This window comes from Streptomyces himastatinicus ATCC 53653, assembly GCF_000158915.1.
GTDB classification, from domain to species: domain Bacteria; phylum Actinomycetota; class Actinomycetes; order Streptomycetales; family Streptomycetaceae; genus Streptomyces; species Streptomyces himastatinicus.
Map to the genome: position 1 here is coordinate 3547749 of NZ_GG657754.1, position 13552 is coordinate 3561300.

The 13552-nt window shown below is 71.0% G+C and carries 11 protein-coding genes; 3 read left to right on the forward strand and 8 right to left on the reverse strand.

Annotated features, from left to right (window positions below; translation table 11 throughout):
- On the reverse strand, positions 1–1247 hold a 1247-nt coding region (locus SSOG_RS53555), incomplete at its 3' end, for a hypothetical protein (protein WP_039937576.1).
- A 73-nt stretch (positions 1248–1320) separates the two neighbouring features.
- The gene (locus SSOG_RS14420) at positions 1321–2346 is read right to left on the reverse strand and encodes an ATP-dependent 6-phosphofructokinase (protein ID WP_009714958.1); all 1026 of its coding nucleotides are present in this window, start codon (positions 2344–2346) and stop codon (positions 1321–1323) included.
- 198 nt (positions 2347–2544) lie between these two features.
- Between SSOG_RS14420 and pta the strand changes: the two genes are divergently transcribed.
- The 3 genes from pta (at position 2545) to pyk (ending at position 7330) form a co-directional block, all read left to right on the forward strand.
- The gene (pta, locus tag SSOG_RS14425; RefSeq protein WP_009714959.1) at positions 2545–4641 is read left to right on the forward strand and encodes a phosphate acetyltransferase; all 2097 of its coding nucleotides are present in this window, start codon (positions 2545–2547) and stop codon (positions 4639–4641) included.
- Between the two features lie 49 nt (positions 4642–4690).
- Positions 4691–5836, forward strand: a complete 1146-nt coding sequence (locus SSOG_RS14430; protein WP_009714960.1) for an acetate kinase — start codon at positions 4691–4693, stop codon at positions 5834–5836.
- A gap of 66 nt (positions 5837–5902) precedes the next feature.
- Positions 5903–7330, forward strand: a complete 1428-nt coding sequence (gene pyk / locus SSOG_RS14435; protein ID WP_009714961.1) for a pyruvate kinase — start codon at positions 5903–5905, stop codon at positions 7328–7330.
- Between the two features lie 47 nt (positions 7331–7377).
- Here pyk and SSOG_RS46700 read toward each other — a convergent pair whose 3' ends face one another.
- The 6 genes from SSOG_RS46700 to SSOG_RS14465 form a co-directional block, all read right to left on the reverse strand.
- Positions 7378–8994, reverse strand: a complete 1617-nt coding sequence (locus SSOG_RS46700; protein WP_009714962.1) for an ATP-dependent Clp protease ATP-binding subunit — start codon at positions 8992–8994, stop codon at positions 7378–7380.
- 3 nt (positions 8995–8997) lie between these two features.
- Positions 8998–10299, reverse strand: a complete 1302-nt coding sequence (locus SSOG_RS46705; RefSeq protein WP_009714963.1) for a caspase, EACC1-associated type — start codon at positions 10297–10299, stop codon at positions 8998–9000.
- 2 nt (positions 10300–10301) lie between these two features.
- Positions 10302–10658 carry an effector-associated constant component EACC1 gene (locus SSOG_RS14450; protein ID WP_050799858.1) on the reverse strand — a complete coding sequence of 119 codons (357 nt, stop codon included), beginning with the start codon at positions 10656–10658 and terminating at the stop codon, positions 10302–10304.
- A 189-nt stretch (positions 10659–10847) separates the two neighbouring features.
- The gene (locus SSOG_RS14455) at positions 10848–12176 is read right to left on the reverse strand and encodes a hydrogenase expression protein HypF (protein WP_078510310.1); all 1329 of its coding nucleotides are present in this window, start codon (positions 12174–12176) and stop codon (positions 10848–10850) included.
- On the reverse strand, positions 12154–12684 hold the full coding sequence (locus tag SSOG_RS14460; protein WP_039937579.1) for a DUF6114 domain-containing protein: 531 nt from the start codon (positions 12682–12684) through the stop codon (positions 12154–12156). The genes SSOG_RS14455 and SSOG_RS14460 overlap by 23 nt, the downstream gene beginning before the upstream one ends.
- 139 nt (positions 12685–12823) lie before the next feature.
- Entirely contained in the window at positions 12824–13441 is a 618-nt protein-coding gene (locus SSOG_RS14465; protein WP_009714968.1) for a DUF6230 family protein, read from the reverse strand.
- Between the last annotated feature and the right edge of the window lie 111 nt (positions 13442–13552).

Genomic DNA, 13552 nt, shown 5'->3' on the forward strand with positions numbered 1-13552 from the left:
CCCGCCGACTTCGGCCAGCCGCCCTCGGCGCCCAGATAGCGGGCCAGCAGCGTGTGCGCGGCCTCGGCGAGCGCGGTGCGCCGCTCGGGGCCGAGCGGGACCGTCTCGCCGTCGGGTATGTGCAGCCGGGGCAGGACGGAGACGCGGTGGTAGGTGACCCGGCCACCGCACACCGACCGGGCCCACAGGGCGAGTTGGGGATGGGCGAGGTAGGAGGGGACCCGGTCCACCCGGTCGTCCTCGTCCGATGCGCCGGTGCCGGGGGACCCGGCATTCGCGAGCCGGTCCTCCTCGCCCGCGCCCCAGCCGGGCACATGGCCCTCGCGTTCGTACGAGTCGTACGCGGACCGGCCCAGGATCCCCGCCCAACTGGCCGCCTCGACCCCGGTGATCTGCCAGTCCTGCGGCGTCACGCCCTCGTTCCGCCGGGCGCCCGGATCCCAGTCGCCGGTGCAGGCGCTCAGGGAGGTGGAGTTCTGTGCGTCGCCGCGCGTGGTCCACGCCCCGGGCCTGAGCCCGGGGACGGAGGACGGACTGATCCAGTCGCAACGCCGCGAGGCGGGGCCGGTGACGCCGCTCCCGCCCCGGTCCCCGGCGGTCCGGGCGGTGGCCACGACCTGGGACGGCGGGTCCAGCGGAGGCCCGCCGCAGCGCTGCGCCCTGGTGATGGCGTTGGCGACGTGGACGGCGGTACGGAAGCCGGTGAGCGCGGTCGTACGGTCGGCCCCGGCGCGTCCGTCGGTGACCTTGGCCGTGACGTACAGGTCGGTCGTCGGCCGGACCCGGCCGTCCAGCCCGCCCAGGCAGTCGGCGACCAGCCAGGCGCCCCGCGCACCGTACCGGCCGGTGGTGCCGGGCGCCGTGAAGGTGTCGCCGGGGCCCGGGTTCACGATCTGGCGGGTCTCCATGCCCTGGGGCACGTCCGAGACGAGCGCCTCGGCGTGGACGGTGACCGTGTTGCCGCCGCCCCAGGACAGCGAGCAGTCGAGCAGGGAGCGGCTCTCCCGGCCGGGGGCGAGCATGGTGCCGTGCTGTCTCAGCTCACCGGGCCGGGCGTCCCGCACCAGCCGTTCGAGGTCGCCGTACGGCAGGGCGCCGTCGCAGGCGTTCCGTAACTGGTCGCGGTTGGCGGCGAGATGACCGCCGCCCTTGCCGCCGATCGCGATGACGGCGCCGGTGACCAGCGCCGTGATCAGTGCGAAGAGCATCGCGTAGCGCAGCCACACACGGTCCGTTAACCCACCCATCCCGCCCGCAACTCCCTACCCCCCTGATCGAGTCCGTCCCCCGGATCAGGCGGGGACCGTACCAGGACGTGGTTCAGAAGACGGACTCGGCCTCGTCCATGCGGTGGGCCGGAACGGTCTTCAGCGCGGTGACCGCCTCGGCGATCGGCACCATGGAGATGTCGGTGCCGCGCAGCGCCGTCATCATGCCGAAGTCGCCGCGGTGGGCGGCCTCGACGGCGTGCCAGCCGAAGCGGGTGGCGAGCACGCGGTCGTACGCGGTGGGCGTGCCGCCGCGCTGGACGTGGCCGAGGATGACCGGGCGGGCCTCCTTGCCGAGCCGCCGCTCCAGCTCGGCCGCGAGCCGGTTGCCGATACCGGCGAACCGCTCGTGCCCGTACTGGTCGATCTCGCCCTTCTGGTAGTCCATCGCGCCCTCGGCGGGGTGCGCGCCCTCGGCGACGCAGATGACCGCGAACTTCTTGCCGCGCGCGAAGCGCTCCTCGACCATCTTGACCAGCCCGTCGACCTCGAAGGGCCGCTCCGGGAGGCAGATGCCGTGGGCGCCGCCCGCCATGCCGGACTCCAGGGCGATCCAGCCCGCGTGCCGCCCCATGACCTCGACGACCATGACCCGCTGATGCGACTCGGCGGTGGTCTTGAGGCGGTCCATGGCCTCGGTGGCGACGCCGACGGCGGTGTCGAAGCCGAAGGTGCGGTCGGTGGAGGAGATGTCGTTGTCGATGGTCTTGGGGACGCCGACGATGGGCAGCCCGGCGTCCGACAGCATCCGGGCGGCGGTCAGGGTGCCCTCGCCGCCGATCGGGATCAGCACGTCTATGCCGTAGTCCCGGGCGTGGTCCTTGGAGGTCTCACAGGCCTCGCGCAGCCGGGCACGCTCCAGGCGGGAGGAGCCGAGGATGGTGCCGCCGCGGGCCAGGATGCCACTCACGTCGTCGAGGTCGAGCTTGCGGTGACGGCCGTCGAGGAGCCCCTTGAAGCCGTCCTCGAACCCGATCACCTCGTCCCCGTGGCCGGCGACCGCACGGTGCACGACCGACCGGATCACAGCGTTGAGGCCGGGGCAGTCGCCGCCCGCGGTGAGAACTCCGATGCGCATCGTGCTGTGTCTCCTGCTCCCTACGGGTAGATGTGAGCCAGTCCGATTGTTTCATGGGCGGGGTAGTGCTGTATCCCATGCTGCCGAGCGCCTTAACCATGGCCAAAGGTATTGTCAAGAGGACTGGGCCACCGAAAGCGGCCAATTTGTGTCCGAAGGATGCATGTACGGAAAACGGCGAGGAAACGGAGAGCACGCGTGACGCGCAGCGTGTACGTGACCGGGATCGAACGGGGTGACGGCCGCCAGGTCGTCGAGCTGGGGGTCATGGAGCTGCTGACCCGCCATGTCGACCGGGTCGGCGTCTTCCGTCCCCTGGTGCACGACGACCCCGACCGCCTCTTCGACCTGCTGCGGGCCCGCTACCGGCTCAGCCAGCCGCCCGCCTCGGCGAGCGGTATGAGCTACGAGGAGGCCGCCGCCCTCCAGGCCGAGGAGGGCTCCGACGAGCTGGTGTCGCGACTGGTCAACCGCTTCCACGAGGTGTCCCGCGAGTACGAGTACGTCCTCGTCCTGGGCAGCGACTACGCCGACACCAGCCTCCCGGACGAGCTGGGGCTGAACGCCCGGCTCGCCAACGAGTTCGGCGCCTCGGTGATCACCGTCGTCGGCGGCCAGGACCAGAACGCCGAGGCCGTCGGCGCCGAAGCCCACAACGCCTACCGCGCGTACGAGGCGCAGGGCTGCGACGTCGTCGCCGTCGTCGTCAACCGGGCCGTGCCGGACGACCGCACGGAGATCGCCGAGCGGCTGGCCACCCGGCTCCCGGTGCCCGGCTACGTCCTCCCCGAGGACGGGGCGCTGTCGGCACCCACCGTCTCCCAGATCGTGCGCACCCTCGGCGCCGATGTACTGCTCGGCGATCACGCCGGACTCTCCCGGGACGTCCGGGACTTCGTCTTCGGCGGCGCGATGCTGCCCAACTTCCTGCCCGCTCTCACCGAGGGCTGTCTCGTGGTCACGCCCGGCGACCGCGCGGACCTGATCGTCGGCTCGCTCGCCGCGCACAGCGCGGGCGCCCCCGCGATCGCCGGGGTGCTGCTCACCCTGGACGAGCGGCCGGGACCGGACATCCTGGCGCTGGCGTCCCGGCTGGCCCCCGGCACCCCGGTGGCGGCGGTGGCGGGCGGCTCCTTCCCGACCGCGGCCGAGCTGTTCGCCATCGAGGGCAAGCTGAACGCGGGCGCGCCGCGCAAAGCCGAGACCGCCCTCGGCCTCTTCGAGCGCCATGTGGACACCGCCGCGCTGACCGACCGCATCGCGGTGGCCCGCTCCGGCCGGGTCACCCCGATGATGTTCGAGCACGAGCTGATCGAGCGGTCCCGCTCCGGACGCCGCCGGGTGGTGCTGCCCGAGGGCACCGAGGAGCGGGTGCTGCGCGCCGCCGACGTCCTGCTGCGCCGCGATGTGTGCGACCTCACACTGCTGGGCGAGGAGGACACGATCCGCAAGCGCGCCGCCGAACTGGGCATCCAGCTCGCCGAGGCGCAGATCGTCGATCCGCAGACCTCGCCGCTGCGGGAGCGCTTCGCGGAGATCTACGCCAAGCTGCGCGCCCACAAGGGCGTCGATCACGAGCTGGCGTACGACGTGGTCGCCGACGTCTCGTACTTCGGCACCCTCATGGTCCAGGAGGGCCTGGCCGACGGCATGGTCTCGGGCGCGGTGCACTCCACCGCGGCGACCATCCGGCCCGCGTTCGAGATCATCAAGACCGCGCCGGGCGCGCAGATCGTCTCGTCGGTCTTCTTCATGTGCCTGGCCGACCGGGTGCTGGTGTACGGCGACTGCGCGGTCAACCCGGATCCGGGCGCCGAGCAGCTGGCCGACATCGCCATCCAGTCGGCGACCACGGCCGCCCGGTTCGGGGTGGAGCCGCGGATCGCGATGCTGTCGTACTCCACCGGCACCTCCGGCTCCGGCGCGGACGTCGACAAGGTGCGCAAGGCGACCGACCTGGTGCGCGAGCGCCGCCCTGACCTGCTGGTCGAGGGCCCGATCCAGTACGACGCCGCGGTGGACGCGGCGGTCGCTGCGACCAAGCTGCCGGACTCCGAGGTGGCGGGCAAGGCCACCGTGCTGATCTTCCCGGACCTCAACACCGGCAACAACACCTACAAGGCCGTGCAGCGCTCGGCGGGCGCCGTCGCGGTCGGCCCGGTGCTCCAGGGTCTGCGCAAGCCGGTGAACGACCTGTCCCGCGGGGCACTCGTGCAGGACATCGTGAACACCGTCTCGATCACCGCGATCCAGGCCCAGTCCCAGACGCCCCCGACCACCCCGGAGTCCCGGTGACCCCGGCCCCGACAGCCCTGACAGCCCCGCTACAGAAAGTGCAGACCGCGTGAACGGCTCCCGCGTCCTCGTCCTCAACTCCGGCTCCTCGTCCGTCAAGTACCAGCTGCTGGACATGGCGGACGGCGCCCGGCTCTCCTCCGGCCTGGTGGAGCGGATCGGGGAAGGTCCCGTCGCCGACCACACGGCCGCGCTCAAGCAGGTCGCCGAGGAGCTGACGGACCAGGGCCTGGGGCTCGATTCGCCCGAGCTGGCGGCGATCGGCCACCGGGTGGTGCACGGCGGCACCCGGTTCACCGAGCCCGCCCTGATCACCGACGAGGTGGTCGAGGAGATCGAGAAGCTGGTCCCGCTGGCTCCACTGCACAACCCGGCGAACGTCACCGGCATCAAGGTGGCCCGGGCGCTGCGCCCGGACCTGCCGCAGGTCGCGGTCTTCGACACCGCGTTCCACTCCACGATGCCGGAGTCGGCCGCCCGGTACGCGATCGACACCGGGACCGCCGACCGGTTCGGGGTGCGGCGGTACGGCTTCCACGGCACCTCGCACGCGTACGTCTCCCGGGCGACGGCGAAGCTGCTGGGCAAGGACGTCGCCGAGCTGAACACGATCGTGCTGCACCTGGGCAACGGCGCCAGCGCCTCCGCCGTCCGCGGCGGGGTGTGCGTGGACACCTCCATGGGACTGACCCCGCTGGAGGGCCTGGTCATGGGTACCCGCTCCGGTGACATCGACCCGGCGGCGATCTTCCATCTGTCCCGAGTGGGCGGGATGTCGACGGACGAGATCGACACCCTGCTCAACAAGCGCAGCGGGCTGATCGGGCTGTGCGGGGACAACGACATGCGTGAGATCGGCCGCCGGATGGCCGAGGGCGATGAGGCCGCGCAGCTCGCGTTCGACATCTACATCCACCGGCTGCGGAAGTACGTGGGCGCGTACACCGCCGTGCTGGGGCGGCTGGACGCCATCGCGTTCACGGCCGGCGTCGGGGAGAACTCGGCGGCGGTGCGGGAGGCCGCGCTGCGCGATCTGCCCGCGTTCGGCATCGAGGTGGACGCGGTGCGCAACGCGGTGCGCGGCTCCGCGGCGCGGCTGATCTCCGCCGGGAGCAGCCGGGTCGCGGTGGCGGTGGTGCCGACCGACGAGGAGCTGGAGATCGCGAGCCAGACGTTCGATCTGGTCAGCGACTAGCCTTCGGTTCGGCTTCGACTCGCTCAGAAATATTCCGCTCCGAAACAAACCGATAGGATCAGCCTCATGCGCCGTTCCAAAATCGTCTGCACGCTGGGCCCCGCCGTCGACTCCTACGACCAGCTCAAGTCGCTGATCGAGGCCGGGATGAACGTGGCCCGCTTCAACATGAGTCACGGAAGCCACCCGGAGCACGAGGAGCGCTACCACCGCGTTCGCAAGGCATCCGAGGAGACGGGGCGCGCGGTCGGCGTCCTCGCCGACCTCCAGGGCCCCAAGATCCGGCTGGAGACCTTCGCCGACGGCCCGGTGGAACTGGTCCGCGGCGACGAGTTCATCATCACCATCGAGGACGTCGAGGGCGACCGGTCGATCTGCGGCACCACCTACAAGGGGCTGCCGGGGGACGTCTCCAAGGGCGACCAGATCCTGATCAACGACGGCAACGTCGAGCTGCGGGTCACCGCCGTCGAGGGCCCCCGGGTCCGGACGATCGTCATCGAGGGCGGGGTGATCTCCGACCACAAGGGGATCAACCTGCCGGGCGCGGCGGTCAATGTGCCCGCGCTGTCCGAGAAGGACATCGACGACCTGCGGTTCGCCCTGACGATGGGCTGCGACATGGTCGCGCTGTCCTTCGTCCGGGACGCGGCCGACGTCCGCGACGTACACCGGATCATGGACGAGGTGGGCCGCCGGGTGCCGGTGATCGCCAAGGTCGAGAAGCCGCAGGCGGTCGCCAACATGGCGGACGTCGTCGCGGCGTTCGACGGCGTCATGGTGGCCCGCGGCGACCTGGCGGTGGAATACCCGCTGGAGAAGGTCCCGATGGTCCAGAAGCGGCTCATCGAGCTGTGCCGCCGCAACGCCAAGCCGGTCATCGTGGCGACCCAGATGATGGAGTCGATGATCGAGAACTCCCGGCCGACCCGCGCCGAGGCGTCCGACGTCGCCAACGCGATCCTGGACGGCGCGGACGCGGTCATGCTCTCCGCCGAGTCGTCGGTCGGCTCCTACCCGATCGAGACCGTCAAGGTGATGTCCCGCATCGTCCAGGCCGCCGAGGAGGAGCTGCTCTCGCGCGGCCTCCAGCCGCTGGTGCCCGGCAAGAAGCCGCGTACCCAGGGCGGTTCGGTGGCCCGTGCGGCGTGCGAGATCGCCGACTTCCTGGGCGCCAGGTCGCTCGTCGCCTTCACCCAGTCCGGCGACACCGCGCGGCGGCTCTCCCGCTACCGCGCCCAGCAGCCGATCGTGGCCTTCACCACGGACCCGGAGACCCGCAACCAGCTCACGCTGAGCTGGGGCGTGGAGTCCTTCGTGGTGCCGTACGTGGAGCACACCGACGCGATGGTGGACCTCGTGGACGCCGAGCTGTCGAAGCTGGGCCGCTACAGCGCGGGCGACATCATGATCATGACGGCGGGCTCGCCCCCCGGCGTCCCCGGCACCACCAACATGGTCCGGGTGCACCACCTGGGCGGCGAGAACCGGTAACCAGTTGGTTTTCGTTGAGCGGCCGGGTCCCTTCGGGGCCCGGCCGCTCAGCTCATGGCCCAGATGTAGCGGTCGTCGACGGACGGCCCGTCCGCGGCCCGGTCGGCTCGGTCCGCCGTCTGGTCCGCGAACAGCTCCGCGATGTGCCGCGCGTCCACGGTCTGCGCGGCCCCGTCGGTCATCCGCACCCTGGCCCCCGCCTCGTCCAGGACCTCCACCGCCTTCCCCGGCAGTACGCGGCCGGTGTTGTGCCGCGCGGACAGGGTGACGGCGGCGTCGAGGGCGTCATCGGTGATGGTGACCTGGTGGTGGGCCTCGTACTCACCGCGCAACCGCTTCAGGATGCCGACGGCCTCGTCATGGGTGGGCTCGCTCACCGGGACCGTCTGGAAGTACGCGCCGAGGTCCGGGAGTTCCGTGAAGGTGCCCGGGTCGGTGACGGCGATGATCCGCGGCTTCCCCCGCCCGAGCGCGCGCAGCGCATCGGCATCCCACGGCTGGACGTCGTCCACGAACAGCACCGTGCGGTCCGGGTCCTCCACCGTCTCCCGGGCGGCCGTCGTGGCGTCGACGGCCCGCAACCGCACCTCGGCCAGGCCCGCCGGTACGCCGCCCTGGGCGATGCGCTGGGCCAGCCCCGAGACGATCGACGTGCGCCCGGTGCCCTCCTCCCCCACCAGCAGGGCGTTGTTGCGGGACTTGCGCATCAGGATCTGCATGATGCGCTGGATCTCCGGTTCGCGGCCGACGACCACGGGCGGCGGCTCCGGGGCCGGTGCGGGCGCGTTGAGGATACGAATGACCTCGTCCCGCACCTGATGCTGAGCGGCGAACCCGCGCAGCAGCTGCGCCCCGGCGCCCTCGCTCTCCCGCATCAGGCCCAGCAGCAGATGCTCCGTACCGATGTAGTTGTGGCCCAGCGTCAAGGCGTCCTTGAGCGCCATCTCCAGCGACTTCTTGGCCCGGACCGTGAACGGGATGGGCCCGGCCGGCGGCTTCGTGCCGAAACCGGCGGTCCTGAGCAGTTGGTCGCGGACGGCGTCATGCGAGATGCCGAGGTTGTGCAGCGCGGTGAGGGCGACGCCCTCCACCGCGAACAGGCCCAGCAGGATGTGCTCGGTCCCCAGGTGGTTGTGGTTGAGCTTCCGCGCGGACTTCTCGCCCTCCGACAGGGCCTGGCGCGCCCGGTCGGTGAACCGGCCGAAGAAGTCGTTCGCCGACGACGTGGCGTCCCGGGCGGCGGGCTCGCGGATCCCGTCGCGCACGGCCTGGAGGTGGAGACCGTACGACCCCAGGACCGCGGAGGCGATGGTCCCCTGCTGCCCCATCAGGCCGAGCAGAAGGTGCTCCGGACCGATGTAGTCCGTCCCGAGCTGGACGGACTCCCGCTGGGCGTCCTCCAGAGCGCGCTTGGTCTCGGGCGTGAGGCGGAGGTGCCCCCTGGGAGGCTCCGTGCCCCGGGTGAGGGCTCTCTCCACCCGATCGCGGATCCCTGCCCGCCAGGCCCCGAGGCCCGCCAGCAACTCGACGGCGGGGCTCTCCTCCTCGCTGATCAGGCCCAGCAGCAGATGCTCCGTGCCCACATAGGGGTGGTTGTGGTCCCGGGCCTCTTCCTGGGCCATCACCATCGCCCGCCGCGCCCGGTCGGTGAAGCGCTCGAACATCTCTCACCCTCCCACCACGAGTTCGGACAGATCCCGCCGGGCCCGCAGCGTATGCGGATGGTCCGGGCCCAGCACCCGCTCCCGGTCCGCGACCAGTTCACGCAGCAGCGCCGCCGCCTCGTCGTGCTCGCCCATGAGGGCCAGGTTGTGGGCCAGGACATGGCGGGTGCGCAGCGTCGCGACGTCGTCCCCGCCCAGGACGCGCCGCCGGTCGAGCAGCAGCAGCCGCAGCATCCGTATCGCCTCCGGCCGCCGCCCCGACTCGCCCAGGTTGACGGCGAGGAACTGGCGGCTGCGCAGGGTGTCCGGGTGGTCGGGACCCAGCAGCCGGGTCTGCCAGGCGTGGATCTCCCGCAGCCGGTCCGCCGACTCCGCGGGCGCACCGGCCCCGCCGCGGGTGTGCGCGAGCCACTGCCGGGTGCGCAGCGTCGCCACGTGGTCGGCGCCCAGCAGGCTCTCCTGCTCCTCCAGCAGGGCGCCGAACGCCTCCGCCGCCTCCGCGTACTTCCCCGCCTCGCACAGCGCCACCGCGGCATCGTGGCGGGCGGGGTCGTCGGGAATGCGGTGGGCGCGGTTGCGGGCGAGGGCGAGCAGCGCGGCGTTCCGCGAGCCGCGCTGGAGGGGCGCGGGCAGACCCTCCGCGGTCATGGCGGTCTGGAGCCGCCGGTAGACCTCGTCGATGCTGAGCAGCTCGGGCCCGCCCGCCACACCGTCCCGCAGCAGCCGGATCAGGCGGCCGGTGAACGCCGTGTTCTTCTCGCCGTCCTGGATCAGGGAGACCTCGTTGCCCTGGGAGGACGCCATGACATACGTGCCCGCCACATCGACCTGCCCCAGCACGGCGGCCTCCGGCCCGGCCATGGTGCCGCTCAGCGCGCGGCCGGAGAAGCAGCAGTCGAGGATGATGACCTTCGAGGTGGCGCGGCTGTCGAGGACGACGTCGCGCAGTTTGCGGTATTCCAGGGAGCCGAACTCGGGGTCCTCGAATTCGCTGTCGGCCAGCGACAGATACAAGTCCTGCCGTCTGGGCGCGATCAGGCCGTGTCCGACGAAATAGACCAGCAACAGGTCTTCCGCCCCGGCCGCCGTCGCCCGTAAGGAACGGCCCACCTGCTGAATGTCGCCCTTGTCCAGCAGCACGGTGCAATGCCGGTCAGAAAGGCCCCCGTACGCGGGATGGGTGAGGGTCGCGGCCAGATCCTCGATGGTGTCGCGCACCGCCGGAAGGTCCGGAAGTTTTGGATCGGAATAGCGACTTGTGCCGATCAGGACCGCCCGGGAACGCTCGGAATCGGGCAACCGCATGGCTATTCCTCTTCTGCGCGCAGCGCCTGCCGGAGAATCTCCTCGACGGACTCCTTGGTCACATGCCGGGCGTCGATCTCCAGCCGCTGCCCGTCCGGGCGGTGGACCGTGACCTTGATGCCGGAGCGGCGCGGCTGGGACAGCCAGGCCCGCAGCGAGCCCGCGAGGACGGAGAGCGCGCCGCCCGCGCCCAGCGAGACGACGAGCAGCTCCACGGCCGCCCCCATCTCGCCGTCACGCGGCGGGGCCGCCTTCGCCTTCACCCGGCCGGCGAGTTCGGGCTCGCCGCGCAGCCATGCGGCAAGCTGCTCCAGGCTTTCGTCCGGCTCCGGGCCGTCGACCGAAATGTGGCTCTCCACCGCTGCCCCCGTTTCCCCCCGGCGCGCCCCAAGCAGCATGGTGCGCGTCCATGCGAACACTCAAGGTAATGATAGAGCCCGGCGCGGACAAACGCGCCCGCGGACACCGGGCGGTTGGGCCCGATGTCCGCGGGCGGTGCCCTCCGAGGAGGGCGTGCGGCTCCCGAACAGGTATGTGGTTTTCCGGGGTTATTCCCCGGTCTTGTACACGTGCATTCCCGGGATGGTCAGTTCGCCGCCGAACTGACCGGCCTGGGTGACCGTCACATCGGTGAAGAACACCTCGGGGATGTTCACCGGCGGCGGGGTCTTCGGGCTGAAGGTGATCGGGATGATGCCCAGGAGGTTGCCCTTCAGCTCCTCCGTGTACATGGTCACCGTGCCGTTGCGGAAGGTCGAGGTGGAACCCTCGTCCGCCGCCACGTTGGTGGTGGTCCCGGCCGGGCCCTTGACCAGCTGGTGCAGATCCTTGATGTCCACGCCCTCGGCGGTGAACTTGAGGACCTTCTTCGACTGGCCGTTGTGCGTCTTGACGTCGACGATGCCCTTGTAGTCCAGACCGTGCAGGGAGAGCATCGTGGTCTTGAGGACCCACGGGTCGTCGGGCAGCAGGCTGGCGGTCGGCTCGTCCTCCGCGTTCTTGTACGCGTCGGCGTCGAACTCGGGGCAGGGGTAACCCACCTTGCCGCCGTCCGCGCCGTCGGACGGGGAGGGCTTCGGCAGAGCCTTGTCGGCCTTGTCCTTGGCGTCCCCGACCGCCTTCTTCCCCTTGTCGACGGTGTCCTTGACGCCGTCGCCGACCTTGTCCACCGTGTCCTTGACCGGGTTGTCGGCCTTCTTCTCGGTGGACGCCGACGGGCTGGGCGTGGCGGAGGACGCCGACGGGCTGGGCGTGGCGCTGGGCTCGGCCGAGGCGTCGTCCTCGTCCGGGTTGAAGACGTCGTGCAGCTTGTCCCCGATGCCCAGCGGGTCCAGCGGGTTCTTGGTCTCGGACTCCGACGGGCTCGGCGACGCGCTCGGCTCCTCGGACTCCTCCTCGCCCCCGGAACCCGACGAGCCGGACGGGCTCGGGGTCGGGGTGGTCGGGGTCGGGGTCGGCTTGGCGGGTGCGGTGTCGCCACCCCGGGACGAGCCGGACGAGTCGGACGGGGTCTTGGAGCCGGACGTACCGTCCTGGTCCTTACCGTCCGTGCCGTCCTTGTCGCTCTTGTCGTTGCCGTCGGACGCGTCCTTCTTGCCCTCGGCGTCGTCCTTGTCGGCCTCGTCGGGCTGGGAGACGCACGGTCCGGCCTTGTACCGGTCCTCGGCCCGCGTGTTGGCCGACGCGAGCTGCGGGGTCAGCCCCATGCCCATGAGCACGGCCGTCGGCATGGCGGCCAGCGCTATCGCCTTGCCCGCGGGCACCTGAAGGCGAGTGAGCACCGACTTCCTCGGCGCCGCATGCCGCGGTCCGGTTCTGGCCCGGCGCGGACTTCCGTCCGCGGCCTGCTCCTCTTCACCCCGCACGGTGCCTCCCATTCGTGGCTTCCTGGTCCGATGCGGGTCCGGCCCCGGCCGGCTCCGGCACACCGCCATCGTCAGCGCCGTCCTTGGGCGCGGTTCCCGGCCCCTCGGCCGGCTGTGCCGTGGGGGTCTCGCCCGGCGCCCAGGCGACCCCCATGCCACCGCCGAACAGGGCGAGCAGGAATCCCACCAGGAAGCCGCCGATGTTGGACACGGGCAGCGACACCAGGCCGAGCAGGATCGAGGCGACCCCCGCGAACACCCGCACCATGGGCTGGAACCACATGGTCAGACCCAGCATCACCAGCAGTACGCCGATGATGAGCGAAGCGGATCCGGCGGTGGTGGACAGGTTGATCGTGAACCCGCCCGCGTTGAGGCTGTTGTACGGGAAGTACATGATCGGCAGCCCGGCCAGGGTGGTGAGCAGCCCCGCCCAGAACGGGCGCTGCCAGCGCCATGCCCTGAAGGTCTCACGCCAATGGCTGATACGGTCACGCGCCCCCGGCGACTCGGCACTCATTGAAAACAGCTCCCTGGGGCTGGCGATCTAGGCGATCGCAAGTTCTACTGCGGTACTCAACTGCTCGGCGCCTGAGCGCTGCTGGGCGATGCCGGGTGAGGGGCAGCGCCGCGGCCCCCCACCCTTCCAGCTCAGCGCTCTAGAAGCACTCGTTCTTGCCCTTGCTGACCTTCATCGAAAGGCCGGAGAGCTTGAACGTGCCCGCACTGGTCGCCCAGGCGGTCTGCTTCACACCGGTCAGCGTCGCCGAATCGGCCTGCTGGGCGAAGGAGCCGGGAAGGGCCTTGTCACCCTTGTTGATCCCGGGACCCTTGTTCGCGTCGCCCGCCGCCACACCGATGTCGATGCCGCGGAACGTCGCGTCGGCGTCCAGCTGGTCGAGGTCGATGAAGAGGTTCTTCGCCTCCACCGTCTTGCTGCCGTTACCGGCCGACAGCTTCAGCGACACATCGCCGAAGACCGGGACCGGGACGACCACCGACTGGCACAGACCCTTGAGCTTGGCGCTCTTGAACGCGGACACCGCGACGGGGATGTTCTTCCCGCCGTGCTGGGTGTCTATCGCGCCGTACTGGGCGAAGCCCGTACCGTCGAGCCGGTCGACCGCGACCTTGAACTGCTGGCCGGACACGTTGAACGAGGCCGCGAGCGCACCCTGTGACAGGGCGACGCCGATCGCGGCCGTGGCAGCAACGCTCGGGACCATGACAACGGCGAACCGCTTCCATCTGGTCCCGCCACGAGCCAGGGACTCCATGACTTTCCTCCTTCTCGGACGTACATCTCCGGACCGGGGCCGCGGCCCCGAACTGGGATGGGAGAAGTGCTACGTCCTCGGGAAGGAGAGCGCCCACGTCTCACAGGCGCG

Coding starts and splice junctions, on each gene's coding strand:
- SSOG_RS14460 (WP_039937579.1), bottom strand. CDS start 12,684: ATGAGTGCCGAGTCGCCGGGGGCGCGTGACCGTATCAGCCATTGGCGT.
- SSOG_RS14420 (WP_009714958.1), bottom strand. CDS start 2,346: ATGCGCATCGGAGTTCTCACCGCGGGCGGCGACTGCCCCGGCCTCAAC.
- SSOG_RS46700 (WP_009714962.1), bottom strand. CDS start 8,994: ATGTTCGAGCGCTTCACCGACCGGGCGCGGCGGGCGATGGTGATGGCC.
- SSOG_RS14455 (WP_078510310.1), bottom strand. CDS start 12,176: ATGGGAGGCACCGTGCGGGGTGAAGAGGAGCAGGCCGCGGACGGAAGT.
- SSOG_RS14465 (WP_009714968.1), bottom strand. CDS start 13,441: ATGGAGTCCCTGGCTCGTGGCGGGACCAGATGGAAGCGGTTCGCCGTT.
- pyk (WP_009714961.1), top strand. CDS start 5,903: ATGCGCCGTTCCAAAATCGTCTGCACGCTGGGCCCCGCCGTCGACTCC.
- SSOG_RS46705 (WP_009714963.1), bottom strand. CDS start 10,299: ATGCGGTTGCCCGATTCCGAGCGTTCCCGGGCGGTCCTGATCGGCACA.